We start from the raw sequence: 22,686 nt of genomic DNA, 5'->3' as shown, positions 1-22,686 counted from the left end.
CATCTTCGCGCCGCGTAGCGGCCATGGCCGATCGCAGGTGGCGGCAGCTGACGGATCGTACAACATGCCAACGGCTTGTCGAAGAAAATCGTTCGCCAGTGACGCAGTGTGCCTGCCAGGGTCAGGCCTCGTCCTTATCCCTGTTGTGAATGGTGTCGCGGATCGAAGCGACCGTGTCCCGAATCTTGCCGACGGTCTCGGCATCGAGGCCGACGGCTTTGCCGATGCAGTCGTACACGTGGGTGGCGCGGCTTTTCAGGGCCTGTCCCTCTCTCGTCAGGCGCAAGAGCACCTGGCGTTCGTCGGCAGGATTTCGGTTGCGGGTGACGAGACCGACATTTTCCAGCCGCTTCAGCAGCGGGGTGAGGGTGCTGGAATCGAGGAAAAGCGTCTCGCCGAGATCCTTCACCGTGCGGTCGTCACGCGCCCATAAGGCGGTCATGACGAGGAACTGCGGATAGGTTAGATCCAATTCGTCGAGCAGCGGGCGGTAAAGCTGGTTGAAGGCGTGGCCGGCTGAATAGATCGAAAAGCAAAGCATTTCATCGATCTTGGGCACGTCGGCGAGATCATTCGATGTGGTGTTTTTCATCACGCTCTCCTCTGATTTCAATATAATTTGTGCGCGATCTGTTTGCAAGCTATTGACGCGGTGGAACGGATGATCTAAATAAATCGTGTACAAAGAAATCGCTTACAAATAAAATAACGAACTTAAGAGCCGAAAAGCACGGCAACCCCGCTTCGGCTCCTGTGACTTCCAACCGACGAAAGGAAATGACCAATGTTCAAGTTTGCTGCTGCCGTCGCCCTGGCGGGCGCTCTCTTCTCCGGTGCTGCCGTTGCGCAGCCGGCCAAGCCAACCGTCGTTCTCGTCCATGGCGCCTTTGCCGATTCGTCCAGCTGGAACGGTGTCGTCGAAATCTTGCGCAAGGACGGCTTCCCGGTCGTGGCGGCCGCCAATCCGCTGCGCAGCGTTGCCAATGATGCTGCCTATGTCTCCGACGTCGTCGGCAGCATCGCCGGCCCCGTGGTTCTCGTCGGCCATTCCTATGGCGGCCAGGTCATTTCGACCGCGGCCAACGGCCACGACAACGTCAAGTCGCTGGTCTATGTCGCGGCCTTCGCGCCGGAGGCCGGGGAATCAGTTGCCGATCTCGCCGGCAAGTTTCCGGGCGGCACGCTGAGCGGGGCGCTGGCGGCGCCGGTGAAACTCAGCGGCGGCGGTGTCGATCTCTATATCGACCAGGCGAAGTTCCATGATCAGTTCGCCAGCGACGTGCCGGCCGAACAAGCGGCCCTGATGGCGGCTGGCCAACGCCCGGTCACCGAGACCGCGCTGACTGACAAATCCGGTGAGCCGGCCTGGAAGAAGCTGCCGTCGTGGTTCGTCTACGGCACCGGCGACAAGAATATCCCGGCTGCAGCCCTTGGCTTCATGGCCGAGCGGGCAGGGTCCAAGCGAACCGTCGTCGTCGATGGCGCCTCCCACGTCGTGATGGTGTCGCAACCGCAGAAGGTGGCAGAACTCATCGAGGAAGCGGCGAAGTAGAGTTCGTTCAAAGGGCCATGGCGCGCAAGCGCCGTGGCCTTGCTGCACCGGCGGCAAGGCGGCGATTTTTGACCTGCGATGGCCTGTCACATCTCTGTCAACGACCCCTAATAAGGGAGGGGTGACGCAATTCCGAGGACCCCTCCCTATGAAAACAATCGTTTCCGCCGCAGCCCTTCTCGCCGCGAGCCTCTTTGCCATTCCGGCTTCGGCCGCAAACCTCGTTCTCTACACCAGCCAGCCGAACGAAGACGCGCAGGCGACGGTCGATGGCTTCATGGCCGCCAATCCCGATATCAAGGTCGACTGGGTGCGCGACGGCACGCCGAAGATCATCGCCAAGCTGCAGGCCGAGATTCAGGCCGGCAACCCGGTCGCCGACCTTCTCCTGATCGCCGACATGGTGACGCTGGAGCGCCTGAAGGAAGAGGGCAAGCTGCTCGCCTACAAGTCGCCGGAAGCCGCCCAATACGACGCCACGCTTTATGACGCCGACGGCTACTATTACTCGACCAAGCTGATCACCACGGGCATCATGTACAACACCTCGGCCGGCATGAAGCCGGCGAGCTGAAGGATCTGACCAAGCCGGAAGCCAAGGGTCTCGTCACCATGCCGAGCCCGCTTGCTTCGGGTGCGGCCCTCATCCATGCCCAGACGCTTGCCGCCGTTCCCGGCCTCGGCTGGGACTTCTACAAGTCGCTTCAGGCGAACGGCGCGATCGCCGCCGGCGGCAATGGCGCCGTGCTGAAGTCGGTCGCCTCGGGCGAGAAGGCTTACGGCGTGGTCGTCGACTACCTGCCGATCCGCGAGAAGGCCAAGGGTGCTCCGGTCGAATTCGTCTTCCCGAGCGAAGGCGTTTCTGCCGTCACCGAGCCGGTCGGCATCCTCGCCAGCAGCAAGAATGCCGAGGCCGCCAAGAAGTTCGTTGATTACGTGCTCTCCGAAAAGGGCCAGGAAGGCTTCCTCAAGCTCGGCTACATCCCGGCACGCAACGGCATGAAGGTGCCGGAAGGCTTCCCGGCGCGCGAGACCATCAAGGTCCTGCCGGTCAATGCCGCAGAAGCCCTGAAGAATACCGATCAGGATCTGAAGACCTTCTCGGGCATCTACGGCTCGAACTGATCTCTTCATGCCAGGCTATGTCAGAGCAGGAAACAGCCAGCCCGCCTGGCTGTTTCCCTTTATCGTCATTACCGTGCTCATCCTTAGCGTGCTGCCGCTCGCCCGCCTTGCCATAGCAGGGATCGCGGGCTTCGCCAGCGGCGGTGTCACCGATGTGCTCGCCGACCCGGCGCTCTGGCAGGCCACCTATTACACCGTCGTCACCTCCGTTCTCGGCACGATCCTCTCACTTCTCATCGGCTGCCTTTTCGCCTTCCTGCTGACGCTGACCGACATCCGCTGCAAAGGGCTGCTCAGCTTCTTCTTCGTGCTTCCGATGATGATCCCGCCGCAGGTGACGGCCCTTGCCTGGGTGCAGATGTCGGGGCCGTCGAGCCCGCTGCTGACGGCGCTCGCCATCGCTCCGCCGCTCGGCTCGCCGCAGCCGCTCTATTCGGTCGGCGGCATCGCGCTGCTCTATGGCGTCCAGCATGCGCCGCTCGTCTATCTCGCGCTCAGGGCCGGGCTGATGACGCTGCCGCGTGACGGCGTCGAGGCCGCACGGCTTTCCGGCGCCTCCAGCTTTCGAGTCTTCCGCGACATCATCCTGCCTCTGTCGCTGCCCGGCATTATCGCAGGTGCTGCGATCTCCTTCGTCTCCTGCACCGGAAATTTCGGCATTCCCGCCATTCTCGGCATTCCCGCCTCGATCTTCACGCTGCCGACACTGATCTTCACCAAGTTTTCCGCCTTCACCAGCCGCACCTTCGGCGATGTCGCCGTGCTCTCGGCGATCATCGCGATGATCTCGGTCGCCGGGCTGATGATCCAGGATAGGGCGCTCAGAGGCCGCGATTACCGCGTCATCGGCCTGTCCGGGGCGAGTGCGGCCTTCGAGCTCGGCGCCTGGCGGTTCGCCTTCACGCCGCTCCTCTGGGCGATCCTGTTCTTCATGCTCGCCGCCCCCTTCTTCGCGCTCGTCGCCGGCGCGCTGGTTCCCGCCTACGGCGTGCCTCTCACCTTCAAGACCATGTCGCTGCATGCCTTTGAGGAGATCCTCTTCCGGCAGGCGGTGACGCGCACGGCTTTCGTCAACTCGATCTCGCTTGCCGGCGCCACCGCCATGTGTCTCCTGGTGGTGACCGTGCTTGCGGCCTATATGCTGACGCGGCGCAAGGATGCGGCGTCCCGCCTCGTCGCCAGCCTGATCGAGATACCTTATTCGCTGCCCGGCATCGTCATGGCGGTCGCCTTCATCCTGGTCTTCGCCGCGCCCATCCCCTTCCTCCACATCTCGCTCTACGGCACGATCTGGATCATTCTCATCGCCTATTTCTCCTCCTTCTTCGCCGTTAGCCTGAAGCCGGTGGTCAGCGCTTTCCACCAGCTCGATCCGGCGCTGGAGGAGGCAGCACGTCTTTCCGGCGCCGGTTTCTTTCGGCGGCTTTCCGATATCATCGTGCCGCTGATTGCGCCCGCCGCCGGCGCTTCCGTCATCCTCGTCTTCCTGATCGCCTGCAACGAGCTGACGATTTCCGCGCTGCTCTGGTCGGCCGGCACCCAGACGCTCGGCGTCGCCATCTATAATCTCGACGACAGCGGCAGCTCCGACCTTGCCTCGGCACTGTCGGTGCTCGTCGTCCTGATGGTCGTCGTCATGATGCTGCTTTTGGAACTCCTGGCGAAACACCTGCCGAAAGGGGTGGTCCCATGGCGAAACTGATCCTCAACCGGGTGGCCAAGGATTTCGGCACCGGGCGCGCGGCCGTCAGCGATTTCTCGCTCGATGTGCGCGAGGGCGGCTTCCTGGCGCTGCTCGGGCCTTCCGGCTGCGGCAAGACCACGGTTCTGCGGATGATCGCCGGTTTCGAGACGCCCTCCGACGGCTCGATCCATCTCGGCGAACGGCTGCTTGCCGATGCAGCGCAATCGCTGCCGCCCGAGAAGCGGAACATGGCGATGGTCTTCCAGTCCTATGCGCTCTGGCCGCATATGAGCGTCGCCGACAATGTCGGCTATCCCCTGAAGGTGCGCGGCGTCTCCGGCAAGGCGTATCGGGCGAAGGTCGGCGAGGCGCTTTCCACCGTCCGGCTTGCCGATTATGCCGGCCGGCGGCCAGCCGATCTCTCCGGCGGCCAGCGCCAGCGCGTGGCGCTCGCCCGCTGCCTGGTGACATCGCCCGACGTCGTCCTCCTCGACGAGCCGCTCGCCAATCTCGACCGGCACCTGAAACAGGAGATGGAAGAAACCTTCCGCGAGTTTCACCAGCGCTCGGGCGCGACGATGATCTACGTGACCCACGACCAGAGTGAGGCGATGGCGCTCGCGACCGACGTCGCCGTGATGTCGGAAGGCCGCCTGCTGCAGGTGGCGCCGCCGGCCGAGATCTATGCCCGGCCGGAGGGCCGCATCGTCGGCGGCCTGATCGGACGCGGCGCGATCCTGACACTGCCTGTCATGGGCGGCGAACGCCATCTGGAATGGGATGAACTGCAGGATGCGCTCCAGGCGGCCAACACCGATGGCGCCGATATCCTTGTTCGGTCGGAGGATGTGATCATCGGCGGCGAGGGGGCTCCGGCAATCGTCGAATCCGTGCTGTTCGAGGGCGAGCGTTACGCCGTGAAGCTCACCCTCGGCAACGGCCAGATATTGCGCGCCTACAGCCGCGTGGCCGTCGAGGCCGGCGAGACCGTGCGCGCCGTCATCCGTGCGGGCTGGCGGCTTTGATGAGCTAGGAGTTGAAAGCCTTACGAACCTTCAAGAAGAAGCAATCCTTTTTCAGTCCACCTGTCACCTTGAATATCCGATTCAACGAAGCCGCAGGAGGCAGGGACTTCGATCGCTAGCTCGTCGGCATGCATCGCCTCGTGGTCTAGAAGGCCATTGCCTCGGCTGAGGTATTGCTCGCACATCCACGCCAGCGCTTCCAGGATCTCTTTCTGTTTGTGGGTCATGATTTTCGCGGATCCAGAACATCCAGAAATTCATAAACAATATAGAAGACATTACATGACTGCTCTAACTGGTGCCACAGCTCGCTGCGTCCGGGCTGCAAGCGGGCGGTTATTCGCAACTTTCTTGGCACCGCCACTTTCCCTGTGGCAATTGCTGGTTAAGGTACTGCCCGCAACCGGACCCTTGCCATGTCGCTTCGTCTCGCCACCTTCAACGTCGAAAACCTGATGACCCGGTTCGATTTCACCGGCTTCCGCAACCAGCTGCGACAGGACCGCGTCATCAAGCTTTTCGAGGTGAACAGCGAGGGCGTCTACCAGCAGCTCGAGCAGGCCCGGGTGATTGCCGCCACCGATGACACCAGGCAGATGACGGCGCTCGCCATCGCCGATGCGGATGCCGATATTCTCTGCCTGCAGGAAATCGACAATATGGCCGCCCTGCAGGCCTTCGAATACGGCTATCTCTTTCGCATGGTCGGAAACGGCTACAGACAGAAATTCCTGGTCGAGGGCAATGACAGCCGCGGCATCGACGTGGCCGTGCTGATGCGCGAGGAAACGCGCGACGGCCAGAAGATCGAAGTCAAGGATATCAGAAGTCATGCGATGACGACCTATCGCGACTTCGATCTCTTCGATGAGGACCTGGCGCTCACTAATCGCATCGACGACAAGATCTTCAAGCGCGATTGCCTGGAGCTCGATCTTCTGATCGGCGGCCGGCCGCTCTCGTTTTATGTCGTGCATTTCAAATCGATGGGCAATCCTCGCGACGGGTTGGACGGGCGGCAATCGACACTGCCGGTCCGTCGCGCCGAGGCGCGCGCCGTGCGCCGCATCATCGAGAACAGGTTCGGCGCCGGCCGCACCGCCAAGAAGAGCTTCGCCATCTGCGGTGATATGAACGACTATCAGGAGCGCGTCGACGTTGTCGGCCGGCGCGGCGCCGGTTATCGTTTCGAGCATCAGACGGAGGCCGAAAGCGCGCTCGACGTGTTCAGTCATGACGGCTTCGCCGAAAACGTCGTGCGCCGCCGCCAGCCGCTTGACCGCTGGACGCTCTATCACACGCGCGGACCGCAGGAGCAGCACCTTTGCCAGCTCGATTATATCTGGCTTTCGCCGGCACTTGCCGCCCATAATAGCGGCCGCCTGCCTGATATCATCCGCAACGGCCAACCCTACCGCACGGTCTTTCCGCCAGGCCAGGAGGTGGAGCGATATCCACGCACCGGCTGGGATCGGCCGAAAGCATCCGATCACTGCCCCGTCGTCATGACACTGGATCTCCCATGAAAACGAATTTGAATATGAAATTTCCGACCGGCGATATTTCCGATGATTTCGCGGGCTGGCCGCCGGAAGCGACGGTTTTCCCGATCGCCGGCGTCGACCTGCGTGTGCTGCCCGGCACCCATCCCTTCGTCACCGCCGAGGAAGCGGCGATCCGTGAAAACTGGGCGAAGGAAACCGCCGCCAACCCGGCGCTGTTCGACGGCCGCCTGGTGTTCCAACAGCGGCTGTCATTCAGCCAAGAGGGGATTGCGGGCGAGGGCTACGTCACTCCATTTTCCGCCTTCATGTGGTGGCGCCGGCAGCCGCAGCGCCAGGGCGGCCTGCACATCTTCGCCTATCCGGTGCTCGAAAGCTCGGACGGCGCGCTCGTGGCGATCCGCATGGGCGCGCATACCGCCAATCCCGGCCAGGTCTATTTCGCGGCCGGCTCGCTGGAACCGGAGGATGTCGTCGATGGGCGCTGCGACGTCGAGGCCAATATGCGCCGCGAAGTTCACGAGGAGACCGGACTGGACCTGGCCGACGCGGTCGCGGGGGAAGGGCTCTTTGCCAGCCATGCCAGGCGCACGGTGACGCTGCTCAGGCTCTTCCGCTTCGACCCTGACGGCGACGAGATGGTGAAGCGGATCGAGGCCCACATGCTGGTCGCCGAGGACAAGGAAATCGCAGGTGCGGCGGCGATCCGTTCGGCCGATCCCGCCGCCCATCCCTATAACGTCGCCATGCTGCCCGTCATCGACTGGTATTTCGGAAAGGGTAACCGGCGTTAGCGCCTTGCACTCGACCGTTTGGTCGGGCAGGTTGACGGCGCGATGACGATTCAGGGAGGCCGATGTGGCGCGAAGCTACAGCGTCTATGACGTGTTCACCGATCGAAAACTTGCCGGTAATCCGCTGGCGGTGGTCTTCGACGGAGACGATCTCAGCGACGAGGCGATGCAGGCGATCACCCGGGAGATCAATCTCTCGGAGACGGTTTTCGTGCAGCCTTCGACCAATCCAGCCTATGCGGCGAAGCTCCGGATCTTCACGCCTGGCCGCGAACTGCCCTTTGCCGGCCATCCGACGGTCGGCACGGCGATCGCGCTGGCCGAACGGGCACATGGTGCCGCGGCGGTCGATCTCGTTACCGTGCTCGAGGAAAATGTCGGGCCGGTGCGTTGCGCCGTGCGGCTGAGGGAGGGCGAGGCGAGCTTTGCCGAATTCGACCTGCCGCGCAAATCGCAGCAGGCCGTCATGCCGCTCGACAAGCTCGGCATCGCCGACGCTTTATCGTTGAAGGTCACCGAGATCGGCTTTGAAAACCACGTTCCTTCGCTCTGGAGCGCCGGGGTTCCGTTCCTGCTCATTCCGGTGCACGATGTCGGCACGGCGCAACGGGTGGAATTCGATCCGCAGCTCTGGGAAAAGATCGTGCCCTTCGTCGATGGCGCGCTGGCCTCGGCCTATGTCTATTGTCGCGGCGGCGTCAACCACGTGGCGAAGTTCCATGCACGCATGTTCGCCAGCGGCATGGGCATTGTCGAAGACCCGGCCACCGGCGCGGCGGCAGCCGCACTCTCCGGCGCCATCCGCCATTTCGATCGGCTGACGGATGGGCACCACCCGATCATGATCGAGCAGGGCGTCGAGATGGGCCGCCCCTCTTTCATCCACCTGCATATCGATGTCGACGGCGGGGCGATTTCCAACGCGCGGATCGGCGGTCAGGCGGTGCGGCTGGCCAGCGGCACCCTCGACCTTTGATTTCATGAGAGCGCCGCTGCGTCCGGCAGGACGCTCTGCGGAGGCTTTATCACTTTGAATCTGCGCATAATCCTTTCCGAAGATCGGCGCCGGCTTTCAGATTATGCGCTGCATTTCGGCCATGCGGAAAAATCTTTGAGATTAACCAAAGAATTTTCGTCGATGCGCTGGACAAGCCTGCCGATCCTGTTTATACGCCCCGTCACACCGCGCAGCCAAGCGCGAACGGGTGATTAGCTCAGTTGGTAGAGCAGCTGACTCTTAATCAGCGGGTCGTAGGTTCGAGCCCTACATCACCCACCAAATCTCTTGATAAGATTGACATATTAGAGGCCAGGGCGGGGTCTTGCGCCGAAGCGGGCCGCATGCTTAGGACTGGCAGCGGCGGGTTACGCGCGCCTTATCTTTCTTTACCAAGCGGAGGGGTCATGAGAATCGTCGTTTTTGCCGTCGCTCTATCGTTGCCGCTGCCGGCCTTTGCCGCAGGTGCAATGGAGGTCAGAGCGGGTGATCACAGCTGCCGCGAGCTCGCGCAGATCATCCGTCAGAACAAGAAGGTCTTCGTGCGCATGGGGATCGGCGGTCGCAGCTTCCGTTATCCGCCGGCCAGGTGCAATCTGGGTGACAAATACGACACGGCAGCGGTCAGGGATGCGGACGGCAAAATGTGCCTTCTCGACTATGAGTGCGTGTACGATCCCCAATCCTTCTACAACAGGATCCCCAAATAAGATCGGAATGCGGGCACCAGAAGGTATGCGTTGCGCGCCGACCGATAGGGCAAGAAAAAAGGCCGGGCGAAACTCGCACCGACCTTCTCGATCTGTCTCGACAACGGCTGCCAGTACATCCGTGGTCAACCGTCAGAGACAAACTCTATGGTCCTTAGATAGGACTTGCGTGGCGACGTTCAAGGCCACGCCGCGGAAAGAAGCCGGCATTGGGCCGGCTTCTTTCTGCGACGCTGCGCTTACTGCTGGGCAGGGGCAGCCGGCGGCGTGGCCGGGGCTGGTGCCGGTGCGGGCGTTGCGCTGTTGTCGGTCGGAGCGATCGGCGTGGCCGGCGCTGGCTCGGATTGGGTCGTGGAGGCTGTCGTGTCCGGGGAGGTGCCGGGTGTGCTGCTCCACTGCGAATAGGCGAATGCAGCAACAGCGATCACGGCCAATGCAGCAACCCAGACAACCCACGTATTGCTGGTGCGCGCGGTCGGGGTCGTGCGCAGATCCAGATTCGGATTCGGATTCGGATTCAGCGGGCGGTTCGGGTCGTTGGCATTATTGGGGTCGTACGTCATGGTACTTTCTCCTCTTGCGGTGACAAAGAAATGGAGCAAAGAGCATTTTGTTCCATTCTGGGGCCGCGAGGCGAGCAATATCAGGGATTTCCGCCTGCAGCCTGCCAGAATCGGCGCTCAAATCTGCGGCGCGGTCGGTGGGCGCTGCCAGCGCACCGCCGCCTGGCGGGCCGAGCGCTTGACATGGGTGGGTCTCTTTGCGCATGATTTTGTCATGGGGTCGCGATCACCCCACGAGGCGCCATGCTGAAGAATCGCGTCCAGCAAGCCGATTAACGGAGGACGCGTCATGCCGTCATTGCTCGAAATTTCTCCCGACAAACTCAGCCGGCTCATCGGAACCCCGGCTGCGCCTTGTATCATCGATGTCCGCACTGAAGAGGACTTTGCGCTCGATCCGCGGCTGGTGCCGGGCTCGATCCGGCGCAGCCATGCCGATGTCGCCTCCTGGGCCGGCAGCGTCGAAGCCGATGCTGTCGTCGTCGTCTGTCAGAGAGGCGGCAAGCTCAGCCATGGCGTCGCCGCTTATCTTCGCCATGCCGGGATCAACGCAGAGAGCCTTCAAGGCGGTTTCGAATCCTGGATCGCTGAGGGGTTGGCGGTACCGGAGGAAAAGCTGCCGCGCCGCGACCTCGAGGGACGCACGGTCTGGGTGACGCGGGCGCGGCCGAAGATCGACCGCATCGCCTGTCCATGGCTGATCCGGCGTTTCGTCGATCCGAACGCCTTGTTCCTGTTCGTGCCGACGACCGAGGTTCTGGAGGTCGGCGCGCGCTTCGGGGCAACACCCTTCGATATCGAAGAGGTGTTTTGGAGCCATCGCGGTGAGCTCTGCACATTCGACGTGATGGTCGAGGAGTTCGGGTTGGGGTCGGAACCGCTGCTGCGCCTGGCGCGGATCATCCGGGCCGCCGATACTGCAAGGCTCGATCTTGCACCCGAGGCGCCCGGCCTGCTTGCCGCGTCGCTCGGCCTCTCCAGGATGTACGCCGACGATCTGGAGCAGCTCGAGGCCGGCATGCTTCTCTATGACGCCTTCTTCCGCTGGTGCCGCGATGCGACCGATGAGACCCACAATTGGCCCGCTTCGAAGAAGCGGGCATGAGATGGTCGAGATGACAGGAAATGCGTTGGCCGGCAAAATGGCGGAGAACGACGCGGGCGAGGAGCGTCATCACGGCGTTTCGTTCGGCGAAGCCTTCAAGGTCTGGCTCCGGGTCGCGGCCCTGAGCTTCGGCGGCCCCGCCGGTCAGATCGCCGTCATGCACCGGATCATCGTCGACGAGAAGCGATGGATCGGCGAGCACCGTTTCCTGCATGCGCTCAACTATTGCATGCTGCTTCCCGGCCCCGAGGCACAGCAGCTCGCCATCTATATCGGCTGGCTGATGCACCGGACCCTGGGCGGCCTCGTTGCCGGAATATTGTTCGTGCTGCCGGGGTTTCTGTCGATCCTCGGTCTCAGCTACATCTATGCCGCCTATGGCAACGTCGGCATCGTTGCCGGCCTGTTTTTCGGCCTGAAGGCGGCCGTGCTCGCCGTCGTCGTGCAGGCCGTCATTCGTATCGGCGGAAGGGCCTTGAGGAATAAGGTCATGATCGCGATCGCGGCAGTGGCCTTCGTCGCCATCTTCTTTCTTCATGTGCCGTTCCCGCTGATCGTGCTCGCAGCCGGCATCATCGGCTTTTTCGGCGGCCGGGCCGGGCTTGCCGCCTTCAAGACCGGCGGCGGGCACAAGGCGGGCAGCGGGCCGGTCCTGTCGGATGCCGATTCAATGCTGGGCGAGGACATACCGGCGCATGCGCGCCCGAATCCCGCCTGGTCCTTACGCATGTCGACGGTGCTGCTTGCCCTGTGGCTCATTCCGGTCGCCGCCGTCTACGCGGTCTTCGGGGCGGACAGTGTCTTTGCCGAGATCGGCCTGTTCTTCAGCAAGATGGCTGTCGTCACCTTCGGCGGGGCCTATGCCGTCCTTGCCTATGTCGCGCAGGAAGCCGTGCAGCACTTCGGCTGGCTGAAGCCGGGCGAAATGCTCGATGGCCTCGGCATGGCCGAAACGACGCCGGGACCGCTGATCATGGTGGTCCAGTTCGTCGGCTTCATGGGCGCCTACCGCGATCCGGGATCGCTGGATCCTATGCTGGCTGCCACGCTTGCAGCGATTCTGACGACATGGGTGACCTTCGTGCCCTGCTTTCTCTGGATCTTCCTGGGGGCGCCGTTCATCGAAAAACTGCGCGGCAATATCGCGCTGGCAGCGGCAATGTCGGCCATCACGGCGGCGGTGGTCGGGGTCATTCTCAACCTCGCCATCTGGTTTGGCCTGCACACGCTGTTTGCCGAGGTTGCCGTCGTCAGTCTTGGCGGCCTGCGGCTCGATATCCCCGTGCTGCAATCGGCCGTGCCGGCGGCAATGGCGCTGTCTGCCGCCGCCGCGATCGCGCTCTTCCGGTTCAAGGCTTCCGTCATCGCGACACTGCTCAGCTGCGCCGCCGCCGGAATGGTCTGGACGCTGGCGATGAACTGATCACCCCTCTGCCCCCTCGGCGGCAACACGCGTCGCCAGCATCTTGTCGATGCGCATGCCGTCCATGTCGATCACCTCGAAGCGCCAGCCGTCGAAGAGGAAGATCTCGCCGGCTTCGGGGATGTGCTGAAGCTGATGCAGCGCGAAGCCGGCGAGCGTATGGAAATCCGCGTCGGGGCGATCCTTGAGACCCAGGCGTTCGAAGGCGTCGAAGGCCGGCATCATCGCGTCGATCAGCAGCGAGCCGTCCTCCCGAACGACGATGTCGGGTTCCTCGTCGGCGCCGGGCAGATCGCCGGCGATAGCTTCCAGCAGGTCTGTCTGGGTGACGATGCCCTCGAGGCTGCCATATTCGTCGATGACGATGGCGAGGCGCACGGGCGACGCCTTGAAGCTGTCGATAACGCGCACGACCTTGGTGCCCTCGTGCAGCACCAGGGGTTGCTTGATCACCTCCAGCGGCCGGACCTTGCCGCCGTCGAGGACCTGATCGAGAAGATCCTTCTTCAACACCATGCCGATCGGCTCGTCGATCGAGCCGCGGGCCACCAGCAGCTGCTCGTGGCTGCATTCGCGGATCGTCTTCAGGATCTCCGCCTCGCTGTCGTCGGCATCGAACCATTCGATGTCGAGACGTGGGGTCATGATGTCGGAGACCGGTCTCTCGCCGATGTTGAATACCCGCTCGACCAATTGCTGCTGCACCGGGTTCAGAAGCCCGGCCTCCTGGCTTTCGGCGACCAGCAATTTCAATTCCTGCGGCGAGTGGAACGAGGATTCTCCGGTTCCGGCGCGAAGGCCGACGGCCCGCAACACGAGGTTGCCCATGCCGTTGAGGGTGAAGATCGCCGGCTTGAACAATACAAGGAAGAGCTCGAGCGGACGCACGACGGCCAGCGATGTGGCCTCGCTGCGCTGCAGCGCCAGGCTTTTGGGCGCGAGCTCGCCGAGCACGATATGCAGCGCCGTGATGATCACGAAGGCGACGACGATCGCGACCGTATGGGCGCCGGTTGCTGCCCATGGTTCGGGCAGCCAGGAGAGCAGGGGCTCGATCAGATGGGCGAGCGCCGGTTCGCCGACCCAGCCGAGCGCCAGCGACGAGATGGTGATGCCGAGCTGGGTGGCGGCGAGATTGGCGTCGAGATTGTCGACGGCGCGCTGGAGGGCGGAGGCGTTCATGCGGCCTGCCGCGACAAGCTCGGCGACACGGCTGCGCCTGACCGACACAAGCGCGAATTCGGCAGCCACGAAGAAGCCGTTGGCGGCGACGAGAAAGAACACCGCTAGTATCCCGACATAGTCGAAGAGCCCGCCGGCGGATTCGGACATATTTTGCCTACCTCTGAATTGACGCGAGTCCGAAACTACACGCTCGGGGACGGCTGGCAAGGCGCAGCCGTCGTTCTTGCGATGCCGCTATGCTCATCTTTTCGGCGCTTCGAACAGCTCGATCGGGTTTCCCGCGGGGTCATCGAGCAGGATCTGCTTGCCGCCCATGCCCTGCACGATCTCATTGCGAAAACGCGCGCCGGCCTGGCGCAGTGCCGTGACCTCCGCCTCTAGGTCGGCGACTTCGATTTGGATGCGGTTCCATCCGCCGGGTTCCGGCTTCCGTCCGTCCGGCATTGTCTGGGAGGCTCCGCCCGGACCCGTCGTGCCGCTGACGAGCAGCCGAAAGCCGTCCCTGGTGAGGATGGCGAAGCTTGGCGCCGGGTGAAGCGCGACGGAGAAGCCGAGATGTCTGGTGTAGAATTCCACCGCGGCGTCGACGTCGTCGACGATATAACGCATGCTGATGCCGGGCATGGTTTCCTCCATGGTGTTTCCACTGTCGCGGAGCGCTGCACGCGGCGGCCCGACGGGACGCGCGGCGGACGCTCCTGTTTTAAATCTGCGCCCAATCGTTCCGAAAATCGAATCCGATCGTGGCGCTATGCGCCGGCCGCGGCGAGGGAGACCGAACCTGCCGCCAGCAGCAGGACGATAATCCAGGGCGGCGCCTTCCAGACGGTGAGCAGCAGAAAGCCGGTGAGCGCCAATGCGAAATCCCGCGGCGAAAGCACGGCGCTCGTCCAGACCGGGCTGTAAAGCGCAGCGCCCAGAATGCCGACGACGGCGGCGTTGGCGCCGCGCATGGCCGCCTGCATCGCCGGGCGGGTGCGCAAGCCATCCCAGAAGGGCAGCATGCCGTAGGCGAGGAGCAGGCCCGGCAGGAAGGTGGCGACAAGCGCGATGACTGCGCCCGCCCATCCGTTCGGCGCCGGCGCCATGACGGTGCCGAGATAGGCCGCGAAGGTGAAGAGCGGGCCCGGCACGGCCTGCGTCAGGCCGTAACCGGCGAGGAAGGATTCGTTCGTCACCCAGCCGGGGGCGACGACTTCCGCCTGCAGCAGCGGCAGCACGACATGGCCGCCGCCGAACACCAGCGCACCCGAGCGGTAGAAGGCATCGAAGAGCGCGATCCCCTGATGGCCGGTCGCATTGGCGAGAAGCGGCGGGACGAGGAAGAAGGCGGCAAAGAGGACAAGCGCGATCGCGCCGGCACGGCGCGATACGGGAAAGCCGAGACGGCCGGCAAGTGCGGGCGCATCGGCGCGACAGAGAATCAGCCCCGCCGCCGCGCCAAGCGCGATCGCGCCGATCTGGCCGAATGATCCGCCGACGAAGACGACGATGGCGATCGCCGCCAGCGCAATGCCGGCGCGCTCGCGGTCCGGCGTCAGGCTCTTCGCCATGCCCCAGATCGCCTGCGCGACGACGGCGACGGCAACGAGCTTCAGCCCGTGGAGAAGGCCTTCGGCGAGCGGGCCGGTGAAGGCGGCGGCGCCGAGCGCAAAGGCAAAGAGCATGATTGCCGACGGCAGCGTGAAGGCGCACCAGGCCGCAAGCCCGCCGACAAGGCCGTTGCCCCTGAGGACGCCGAGGGAAAAGCCGACCTGGCTGGAGGCGGGCCCCGGCAGAAACTGGCAGAGCGCCACCAGATCGGCGTATGCAGCCTCGTCGATCCATTTGCGCCGCACCACCAACTCGTCCCTGAAATAGCCGAGATGGGCAATCGGCCCGCCGAAGGAGGTGAGGCCGAGCTTGAGGAAGACGCGGAAAACCTCGAGCGGCGAGCTGTCGGCAGGCCCGGCCATGGGGAGGGCATCGTTGTGAGCGCTCATTGTTGCCTCCGCCGGGAAGGGGACATGTCTTGCTTACCTCTGAATTGACGCGCGACCGAAACTACACGCTCCCGCGCGAGCGGCAAGGCGCAGACGGTATTCTAACGTTGGGGGTGGTTGGCCTTTGTCTTGTCAACCGCCCCGTCCTTGAGGCTCCGGCCTTTGGCCTGGGCCTCGAAGGGCGAAGGCGGCCACGAATGTCAATGTATAATCTTTATCTAAAATGTAATATTCGCCTCGCAAGTAACGGATTCCATTACGAAAGTTTAATTTAAATTTCAGTTTCGGTTCATCTTTTCGGCCCTAGTTTCCTCCCGTGCCCAACACGAGGAACCACACATGAAAAAGATCTTTGCAGCTCTTCTTTCCGCTTCCTTCCTTCTCACGCCGATGGCCGTCTCACAGGCCAGCGCGGACGATTTCCGCCGCCCGCCCGTGGTCGTGCAGAAGAGGGTGATCGTTGAAAGAACGGTCGTCCGGCCCCATTGGAAGAAAGGATACCGCGTCAACGCCAGCGAGCGCCGCCGCTTCTCCAACATCAACGACTACCGCCGCTATCGGCTCGCCCCTCCGCCGCGCGGTTATCGCTGGGTTCGCGCCGATCGCGATTTCCTGCTGATCGGCATCACCAACGGTGTCATTTCGAATGTCATCGTCGGCCGTTGATCGGCAGTGAGGGGGCGGCTTCGGCCGACTTTCCTAGATTCTGAGAGGGAAGGAATGCCGTGTGGCACCCCCCGCTGCCCTGCCGGGCATCTCCCCCACAAGGGGGGAGATCGGCTGGGCGCGATGGATTCCCCAAACATTGACGAACCTGTGTTCCGCATGACGGTGGAGAGGGATTGGCGAGCCAACCCTTTGCCGATCTCCCACCTGTGGGGGAGATGCCCGGCAGGGCAGAGGGGGGTGCCACAGAACGCCGACGCGAGAAGGAGAGAAGTACGCGAATTGCGCAAATTCATGCGCGTTTCACCCGCTCGGCAATGATCCCGAGCAATCTCTTCGGCCTTTCTGCCGCAACCTCAGCCTCCCGCTCATAGGTCAGCGGATGCAGCCCGTCGACCGGCGGCAAGGGCTCGCATTCCTCGCAGACGCAGCGGTAACGGTTGATCGCCGTCGCCTTCATGCGGCCTGCCGGTTCCAGCTGGCGAAAGGATCGGTCAGGTTGCGCCAGCGCTCCGGCGTGAAGGCATCGCCTTCGACAAGGCAGGCGTCGAGTTCTCTCCTGATCCAGGCTTCGTCCATAGGGTCGGCGCCGATAAAGACGATTTCCTGGCGGCGGTCGCCCCAAACCGGATCGAGATGGGGGCCGAGGGCGTTGAGGAAGCTTGGCTCCTGCGGCCATTGTTGGCGGGGGACAGCTGCCCACCAGAGGCCCATCTTGCCGGTGCGCACGATCGCGCCCGCTTGGCTGATCTCGCCGACATGGTGCGGGCGGGTCGCCAGCCAGAAGAAGCCTTTGGCGCGCACCACGCCGTGCCAGGTCTTGTCGAGAAAGGCCTGGAGCTTGGCCGGATGGAACGGCCGCTTCTCGCGATAGACGAAGGAGCGGATGCCGTATTCCTCGGTCTCCGGCACATGGTCCTTGAAGCCGTGCAGCTCCTTGTACCACAGCGGATGGGTCTCGGCCCTGTCGATATCGAAGCGGCCGGTGCCGAGCACGTCCGTCAGCGCCACCTTGGCGAAATCCGTCTCGATCAGCGTCGCATCGGGGTTCAGGCCGATGATGATCTTGCGCGCGGCGTCGCGCTCATCCTCGCTTGCCGTGCCGATCTTGTTCAACACCACGACATCGGCGAATTCGATCTGCTCGACCAGCAGGTCGACGAGGGTCCTGTTGTCGCCGTCACCTGCGGTTTCGCCGCGATCGGCGAGGAAATCGGCGGAGGCATAGTCGGCGAGCAGATTGGCGGCGTCGACCACCGTTACCATCGTGTCGAGCCTCGCGACATCCGAAAGGCTTTCTCCGTTCTCGTCGCGGAACTCGAAGGTGGTGGCGACGGGCAGCGGTTCGGCAATGCCGGTCGATTCGATCAGCAGGTAATCGAAGCGGTCCTGGTTGGCGAGGTCGCGAACCTCCTTCAGAAGGTCGTCGCGCAGCGTGCAGCAGATGCAGCCATTGGTCATCTCGACCAGCTGCTCCTCGGTGCGCGAGAGATTGGCGCCGCCGTCGCGCACGAGGGCGGCGTCGATATTCACCTCGCTCATGTCGTTGACGATGACGGCGACGCGCAGGCCCTCGCGATTGGCGAGCACGTGGTTGAGCAGCGTCGTCTTGCCGGCGCCGAGAAAGCCGGAAAGCACCGTGACCGGAAGTCTGTCGTCCATCGGAACCTCATTTTGATAAATGTTATATCATAACACCGATCGTGCCGAAAAAAGGCGGAACGGGGTCATCCGCCTCTTTCCGCCTCAGCTCTCTCCAGGAGATTGCACGGCAATCATGCGCTGGAGAGGCAGGCCTTCATGCTCTCGGCGATGCCGCGCATGAGGGTGAAGTAGAGATCGGGGCCGGCCTCCAGCGTCGCCGCTTCGGGGTCGAGCACGCCGGATCTGGCGCTGGTGCCCTCGATGACGACATTGACGAGGCGCGGCTCGAATTGCGGTTCGGCAAAGACGCAGGTTGCGCCGAGTTCGCCGACCTTGCGGTGGATTTCCGAGACGCGCTCGGCGCCGGGAATGGTTTCCGGGCTGACGGTGATCGAGCCGGCGACGCGGATGCCGTAGCGATGCTCGAAATATTGGTAGGCATCATGGAAGACGACGAAGGGCTTGTCCTTGACCGGGGCGACCGTCGCAGCAATCTCCTTGTCCAGCGCCATCAACCTGTCATCCAGTGCCTTGGCATTGGCCTGATAGGTCAGGGCATTGGCGGGATCGGCGGCGACCAGCGTCGTGGTGATCACGGCGGCCATCGCCTTCGCATTCATCGGGTCTAGCCAGAGATGCGTATCGAAGGCGCCATGCCCGTGTTCGTGCTCTTCGTGATCGTCGTGATGGGCGTGGTTTTCCTCATGTCCGTGGCCACCGTCATGGCCGGTGCCGGCGGCTTCATGTCCGTGGTCATCAGCCGCGGCGGTTTCATGGTCGCCGTCATCATGCGCCTCGAAGGCGCCGCCTTCGCGGAAGGGCAGCTTGGTCAGCCCCGGCGCATTCTCCAGCTCGACGACGCTGGCGTTCGAGCCCAGCGCTTCGAGCGGCTTTTCCAGGAATGCTTCCAGGTTCGGCCCGACCCAGAAGACGACCTTGGCCTCCTGCAGCGCGCGAGCATTCGACGGCTTCAGGCTGTAGGTGTGCGGGGAAGCGCTGCCATCGACGATCAGCTCCGGTTCGCCCACACCCTGCATGATCGCCGAAACGAGCGAATGGATTGGCTTGATCGAGGTGACGACGACCGGCGCGTCGGCCGCCCGCATCGTGCCGGCAAAGAGCAAAGCGGGGATCGCCAAAGCCGAAATGGAGAGGACTGCCGGGACATTGAAGGCCCACGTTTTCAGAGGCCTCAGGGCGCGTTTCATCAGGTGCTCCGCTTGAATTGCAAGTGTTATGTTATTACATCAATTGCGTTATGCTATAACGTGTGCAATAGCAGGATGCAACAGCGCTGTCGGAAAATTTGATGCTCTCTCCCGCAAACAAGAAGGGCGAACCGCTGGTCTCGCTCGAGAATGTCGGCGTCCTGCGCGGCGGCCGCTGGCTGGTGCGCGGCGTCGAGTTTTCCGTGTCACGCGGCGAAATCGTCACGCTGATCGGGCCGAACGGCTCGGGCAAATCGACGAGCGCCAAGGCAGCGATCGGCGTGTTGAAGCCTGACGAGGGCAGGGTGGAGCGGCTGGCCGGCCTCAAGGTCGGCTATGTCCCGCAGAAGCTTTCGATCGACTGGACGCTGCCGCTGTCGGTGCGCCGACTGATGACGCTGACCGGCCCGCTGCCGCAGGGCGACATGCAGGCAGCCCTCGAAGCTGCCGGCATCGCCCATATGATCGATGCGGAGGTGCAGCATCTCTCCGGCGGCGAGTTCCAAAGGGCGCTGATGGCGCGGGCGATCGCCCGCAAGCCCGATTTGCTGGTGCTCGACGAGCCGGTGCAGGGCGTGGATTTCTCCGGCGAAATCGCGCTTTACGACCTGATCAAATCGATCCGCAACGCCAGCGGCTGCGGCATCCTGCTGATCTCGCACGATCTGCACGTGGTCATGGCGGAGACCGACACGGTGATCTGCCTCAACGGTCACGTCTGCTGCCGCGGCACGCCGGAGGCCGTCAGCCGCAGCCCGGAATATGTCCGCCTGTTCGGCAGCCGTGCTGCCCAGACGCTTGCCGTCTACAGCCATCACCACGATCACACGCATCTGCCGGACGGTCGCGTGCGCCATGCCGATGGTTCCGTGACGGATCATTGCCATCCCGAGGACGGCCATCACGCACATGATGGGCATGAGCACGCGCATGCTCATGCTCGCGATGGTCATCACGCACACGATCATGCGCATGAACACGCCCATTCCCGCAGCGGGGAGGGCCGCCATGCTTGACGATTTCTTCGTGCGCGCCATCCTTGCCGGTGTCGGGCTGGCGCTGACGACGGGACCGCTCGGCTGCTTCATCATCTGGCGGCGGATGGCCTATTTTGGCGATACGATCGCTCATTCGGCGTTGCTCGGCGTGGCGCTGTCGCTGCTCTTCGAACTCAACCTGACGCTCGCCGTCTTCGCGGTCGCAGCTCTCGTTTCGGTGCTGCTGCTCTTCCTGCAGAAGCGTCAGGCGCTGTCGGCCGATGCGCTGCTCGGCATCCTCTCGCATGCAACGCTGGCGATCGGCCTGGTCATGGTCGCCTTCATGAGCTGGGTCAGGATCGATCTTATCGCCTTTCTGTTCGGCGATATCCTCGCCGTTTCCAGGACCGACATCGCGCTGATCTGGGGCGGCGGCTTGTTCGTGCTCGCGGCGCTCGCCTGGCTCTGGCGGCCGCTGCTGGCGGCAACCGTCAATGCCGAGCTTGCCGAAGCCGAGGGGCTGAGACCCGAGCGGGCGCGGCTGCTCTTCATGCTACTGATGGCCGTCGTCATTGCCATCGCCATGAAGATCGTCGGTATCATGCTGATCACTTCGCTGCTGATCATTCCGGCGGCTGCGGCGCGACGTTTCTCGCTTACGCCGGAGATCATGGCAGTGTTAGCCTCGCTGATCGGCGCGGCGGCCGTCGTCGGCGGGCTGTTCGGTTCGCTCACCTATGACACGCCGTCGGGGCCTTCGATCGTGGTTACGGCGCTCATTCTCTTCATTCTCAGCCTGCTTCCCGTCAGGCGCCATCGCGCGGTCATGCAAGGACAAGGCTCATGACGACACCGCAATTGACCAAGAACCAGTCGCTGGTCTTCGACGTGCTCGAAAAGGCCGAAGGGCCGCTCAGCGCCTATACCATCCTCGACAAGCTGCGCGATCACGGTTTTCGCGCGCCGCTGCAGGTCTACCGGGCGTTGGAGAAGCTGCTCGAATACGGCGTCGTGCATCGGCTGGAAAGCATCAATTCCTTCGTCGCCTGCGCCCATCCCGGCGAGAATTGCCACAGCCACGGCATCGTCGCCTTCGCCATCTGCGAAAGCTGCGGCCAGGTGATGGAGTTCCACGACCATGAGGTCGACCACCGGCTGATGGCCTGGGTGCGCGGGCAGAAGTTCAAGCCGGAGAAGACGACGATCGAGATCCGCGGCCTTTGCGAGACCTGCGCGGCGTAAGTGACTTGTTCCAAGGTATTCTTGGCATGTTATCCCATTGCGCTGACCGAAAATTTGTGGGGAAGCGCCCGCCTCTCCAGCCTCATTCCTGTGCTCCTCACAGGAATCCAGCCACCGCGCGTCCGCGCGGTGAATGACTTACCTGCTTAGCTTCAAGCGATGACCTAAGAAAGGTGGGGCCGGAGACCGGCCTCACCTCGAGCGGTTCTGCAATGACAAGCTCAGTTCGGTCCGCCCTTGCCGGAACCGCCTTTGCCGGAGCCGCCATTGTCGCTCTTGTCGGAACCACCATTGTCGCTTTTGTCTGAGCCACCATTGCCGCTCTTGTCGGAACCGCCGTTATCGCTCTTGTCGGAACCGCCATTGTCGCTCGTGTCGGAACCGCCATTGTCGCTCTTGCCGGAACCACCATTGTCGCTCTTGCCGGAACCACCATTGTCGCTCTTGTCGGAACCACCATTGTCGTTCTTGCCGGAACCACCATTGTCGCTCTTGTCGGAACCGCCGTTGTCGCTCTTGCCGGAACCGCCAGTGTCGCTCTTGCCGGAACCGCCATTGTCGCTCTTGTCGGAGCCGCCATTGTCGCTCTTGCCGGAACCGCCGTTATCGCTCTTGCCGGAACTGCCATTGTCGTTCTTGCCAGAGCCGCCGTTGTCGCTCTTATCGGTACCGCCTTTGTCGCCTTTGTCGTTGCCGTGATGATCGCGGTCCTTGCCACCATGGTTGTCTTTCCCGTGGCCATCTTTGCCGTGGTGGTCTTTGCCATCCTTACCATGGTGGTCTTTGCCATCCTTGCCGTGGTGGTCTTTACCGTCCTTGCCGTGGTGGTCTTTACCATCCTTACCGTGGTGGTCTTTGCCACCCTTGCCGTGGTGGTCTTTGCCACCCTTACCATGGTGGTCATTGTCGCCCTTTCCGGGGCCGTCATTGTCACCCGTGCCAGGGCCGTCATTGTCGTCCTTTCCGGGGTCATCATTGCCCTCGCCCTCGTCGGTGTTCTTTCCGCCGTCGTTCGGAACCTGACTGCCGCCGCCACTCTTGCCGCCGGTCTGCGCAGTCGAGCTGCTGCTCGACGTCTTCTTGCCGCCGATGCCATTGCTGCTGCGCTCGCTGTCGTTCGGATTGCCTGGGGATATTGATCTGGTCGGCATGCACAGCCGGTATTCGAGCGTGCCGCGCACGGCGGTATTGCAATTAACGACTGTCGGGGCTGCCACGGTCAAGCTGCTGCTTGCCATAAGGAAAGCAACGGCCACGCTGAATTTCGATGCTCTGCTGCTCATTTCAATCGTCTCCCAAGGT

Annotated in this window: 24 protein-coding genes, 1 tRNA gene and 1 pseudogene; 16 read left to right on the top strand and 10 right to left on the bottom strand. The window is 63.0% G+C overall.

Annotated elements, in window-relative coordinates; all coding sequences use genetic code 11:
• Positions 1-121: 121 nt before the first annotated feature.
• Positions 122-592 (bottom strand): MarR family winged helix-turn-helix transcriptional regulator, encoded by a 471-nt coding sequence (locus N2597_RS12770; protein ID WP_183599636.1) that lies wholly within the window; start codon positions 590-592, stop codon positions 122-124.
• A gap of 192 nt (positions 593-784) precedes the next feature.
• Between N2597_RS12770 and N2597_RS12765 the strand changes: the two genes are divergently transcribed.
• The 4 genes and pseudogenes from N2597_RS12765 to N2597_RS12750 all read left to right on the top strand — a co-directional run bounded on the left by N2597_RS12765 (position 785) and on the right by N2597_RS12750 (position 5,386).
• Positions 785-1,552 (top strand): alpha/beta fold hydrolase, encoded by a 768-nt coding sequence (locus N2597_RS12765; protein WP_038689856.1) that lies wholly within the window; start codon positions 785-787, stop codon positions 1,550-1,552.
• Between the two features lie 148 nt (positions 1,553-1,700).
• Positions 1,701-2,677: pseudogene (locus tag N2597_RS12760) on the top strand (ABC transporter substrate-binding protein).
• A gap of 7 nt (positions 2,678-2,684) precedes the next feature.
• Positions 2,685-4,379 (top strand): ABC transporter permease, encoded by a 1,695-nt coding sequence (locus N2597_RS12755; protein ID WP_183599634.1) that lies wholly within the window; start codon positions 2,685-2,687, stop codon positions 4,377-4,379.
• Positions 4,367-5,386 (top strand): ABC transporter ATP-binding protein, encoded by a 1,020-nt coding sequence (locus N2597_RS12750; RefSeq protein ID WP_009995099.1) that lies wholly within the window; start codon positions 4,367-4,369, stop codon positions 5,384-5,386. The genes N2597_RS12755 and N2597_RS12750 overlap by 13 nt, the downstream gene beginning before the upstream one ends.
• A gap of 20 nt (positions 5,387-5,406) precedes the next feature.
• Here N2597_RS12750 and N2597_RS12745 read toward each other — a convergent pair whose 3' ends face one another.
• The gene (locus N2597_RS12745; RefSeq protein WP_164519041.1) at positions 5,407-5,613 is read right to left on the bottom strand and encodes a hypothetical protein; all 207 of its coding nucleotides are present in this window, start codon (positions 5,611-5,613) and stop codon (positions 5,407-5,409) included.
• A 189-nt stretch (positions 5,614-5,802) separates the two neighbouring features.
• On the opposite strand from N2597_RS12745, the gene N2597_RS12740 reads away from it, so the two are divergent.
• The 5 genes from N2597_RS12740 to N2597_RS12720 all read left to right on the top strand — a co-directional run bounded on the left by N2597_RS12740 (position 5,803) and on the right by N2597_RS12720 (position 9,389).
• Positions 5,803-6,912, top strand: a complete 1,110-nt coding sequence (locus N2597_RS12740; RefSeq protein ID WP_183599632.1) for an endonuclease/exonuclease/phosphatase family protein — start codon at positions 5,803-5,805, stop codon at positions 6,910-6,912.
• Complete coding sequence (locus N2597_RS12735) at positions 6,909-7,682, top strand: NUDIX hydrolase (RefSeq protein WP_341356179.1); 774 nt, start codon at positions 6,909-6,911, stop codon at positions 7,680-7,682. Before N2597_RS12740 ends, N2597_RS12735 begins: the two co-directional genes overlap by 4 nt.
• Before the next feature lie 64 nt (positions 7,683-7,746).
• A complete protein-coding gene (locus tag N2597_RS12730) occupies positions 7,747-8,658 on the top strand; it encodes a PhzF family protein (protein WP_039620743.1) in 912 nt (303 codons plus the stop codon).
• A gap of 227 nt (positions 8,659-8,885) precedes the next feature.
• Positions 8,886-8,961 (top strand) — tRNA-Lys (locus N2597_RS12725).
• Between the two features lie 125 nt (positions 8,962-9,086).
• On the top strand, positions 9,087-9,389 hold the full coding sequence (locus N2597_RS12720) for a hypothetical protein (RefSeq protein WP_077992915.1): 303 nt from the start codon (positions 9,087-9,089) through the stop codon (positions 9,387-9,389).
• Positions 9,390-9,628: 239 nt separating this feature from the next.
• Here the strand turns inward: N2597_RS12720 and N2597_RS12715 are convergent, their stop codons facing one another.
• Entirely contained in the window at positions 9,629-9,952 is a 324-nt protein-coding gene (locus N2597_RS12715) for a hypothetical protein (RefSeq protein WP_038689841.1), read from the bottom strand.
• On the opposite strand from N2597_RS12715, the gene N2597_RS12710 reads away from it, so the two are divergent.
• Genes N2597_RS12710 through chrA (N2597_RS12700) form a run of 3 tightly spaced genes read left to right on the top strand, consistent with a single transcriptional unit; the run spans position 9,951 to position 12,480 of the window.
• A complete protein-coding gene (locus N2597_RS12710) occupies positions 9,951-10,202 on the top strand; it encodes a hypothetical protein (RefSeq protein ID WP_141399571.1) in 252 nt (83 codons plus the stop codon). The genes N2597_RS12715 and N2597_RS12710 overlap by 2 nt on opposite strands.
• 39 nt (positions 10,203-10,241) lie before the next feature.
• Positions 10,242-11,057 carry a chromate resistance protein ChrB domain-containing protein gene (locus N2597_RS12705; RefSeq protein WP_183599630.1) on the top strand — a complete coding sequence of 272 codons (816 nt, stop codon included), beginning with the start codon at positions 10,242-10,244 and terminating at the stop codon, positions 11,055-11,057.
• Position 11,058: 1 nt separating this feature from the next.
• Entirely contained in the window at positions 11,059-12,480 is a 1,422-nt protein-coding gene (gene chrA / locus N2597_RS12700; protein ID WP_183599628.1) for a chromate efflux transporter, read from the top strand.
• Here the strand turns inward: chrA (N2597_RS12700) and N2597_RS12695 are convergent, their stop codons facing one another.
• The 3 genes from N2597_RS12695 to chrA (N2597_RS12685) form a co-directional block, all read right to left on the bottom strand.
• A complete protein-coding gene (locus N2597_RS12695) occupies positions 12,481-13,812 on the bottom strand; it encodes a hemolysin family protein (RefSeq protein WP_038689835.1) in 1,332 nt (443 codons plus the stop codon). It lies immediately after the preceding gene.
• A gap of 93 nt (positions 13,813-13,905) precedes the next feature.
• The gene (locus N2597_RS12690; protein WP_038692638.1) at positions 13,906-14,289 is read right to left on the bottom strand and encodes a VOC family protein; all 384 of its coding nucleotides are present in this window, start codon (positions 14,287-14,289) and stop codon (positions 13,906-13,908) included.
• A 125-nt stretch (positions 14,290-14,414) separates the two neighbouring features.
• Positions 14,415-15,647, bottom strand: coding sequence for a chromate efflux transporter (chrA, locus tag N2597_RS12685; RefSeq protein WP_183599626.1), 1,233 nt, complete (start codon positions 15,645-15,647; stop codon positions 14,415-14,417).
• 339 nt (positions 15,648-15,986) lie between these two features.
• On the opposite strand from chrA (N2597_RS12685), the gene N2597_RS12680 reads away from it, so the two are divergent.
• Positions 15,987-16,313, top strand: coding sequence for an RcnB family protein (locus N2597_RS12680; protein WP_077992909.1), 327 nt, complete (start codon positions 15,987-15,989; stop codon positions 16,311-16,313).
• Positions 16,314-16,605: 292 nt separating this feature from the next.
• Here N2597_RS12680 and N2597_RS12675 read toward each other — a convergent pair whose 3' ends face one another.
• The 3 genes from N2597_RS12675 to znuA form a co-directional block, all read right to left on the bottom strand.
• Positions 16,606-16,773, bottom strand: coding sequence for a hypothetical protein (locus N2597_RS12675; protein ID WP_164519039.1), 168 nt, complete (start codon positions 16,771-16,773; stop codon positions 16,606-16,608).
• Positions 16,770-17,975: a zinc metallochaperone GTPase ZigA gene (gene zigA / locus N2597_RS12670; protein WP_183599624.1), complete on the bottom strand. Its 1,206-nt coding sequence runs from the start codon at positions 17,973-17,975 to the stop codon at positions 16,770-16,772. Before zigA ends, N2597_RS12675 begins: the two co-directional genes overlap by 4 nt.
• Before the next feature lie 113 nt (positions 17,976-18,088).
• Positions 18,089-19,165, bottom strand: a complete 1,077-nt coding sequence (znuA, locus tag N2597_RS12665; RefSeq protein WP_183599622.1) for a zinc ABC transporter substrate-binding protein ZnuA — start codon at positions 19,163-19,165, stop codon at positions 18,089-18,091.
• Between the two features lie 101 nt (positions 19,166-19,266).
• Here znuA and N2597_RS12660 point away from each other — a divergent pair, with 101 nt between their 5' ends.
• The 3 genes from N2597_RS12660 to N2597_RS12650 are packed head-to-tail and all read left to right on the top strand — an operon-like array spanning position 19,267 to position 21,384.
• Positions 19,267-20,181, top strand: coding sequence for an ATP-binding cassette domain-containing protein (locus N2597_RS12660; protein WP_183599621.1), 915 nt, complete (start codon positions 19,267-19,269; stop codon positions 20,179-20,181).
• The gene (gene znuB / locus N2597_RS12655) at positions 20,174-20,989 is read left to right on the top strand and encodes a zinc ABC transporter permease subunit ZnuB (protein ID WP_077992903.1); all 816 of its coding nucleotides are present in this window, start codon (positions 20,174-20,176) and stop codon (positions 20,987-20,989) included. The genes N2597_RS12660 and znuB overlap by 8 nt, the downstream gene beginning before the upstream one ends.
• On the top strand, positions 20,986-21,384 hold the full coding sequence (locus tag N2597_RS12650; RefSeq protein ID WP_010054217.1) for a Fur family transcriptional regulator: 399 nt from the start codon (positions 20,986-20,988) through the stop codon (positions 21,382-21,384). The genes znuB and N2597_RS12650 overlap by 4 nt, the downstream gene beginning before the upstream one ends.
• A 221-nt stretch (positions 21,385-21,605) precedes the next feature.
• On the opposite strand, the gene N2597_RS12645 is transcribed toward N2597_RS12650, so the two are convergent.
• Positions 21,606-22,667 carry a hypothetical protein gene (locus tag N2597_RS12645; RefSeq protein ID WP_183599619.1) on the bottom strand — a complete coding sequence of 354 codons (1,062 nt, stop codon included), beginning with the start codon at positions 22,665-22,667 and terminating at the stop codon, positions 21,606-21,608.
• Positions 22,668-22,686: the final 19 nt, after the last annotated feature.

This window comes from Rhizobium sophoriradicis, assembly GCF_025200795.1.
GTDB lineage: Bacteria > Pseudomonadota > Alphaproteobacteria > Rhizobiales > Rhizobiaceae > Rhizobium > Rhizobium sophoriradicis.
This window is presented reverse-complemented; position numbering and strand designations above follow the sequence as displayed.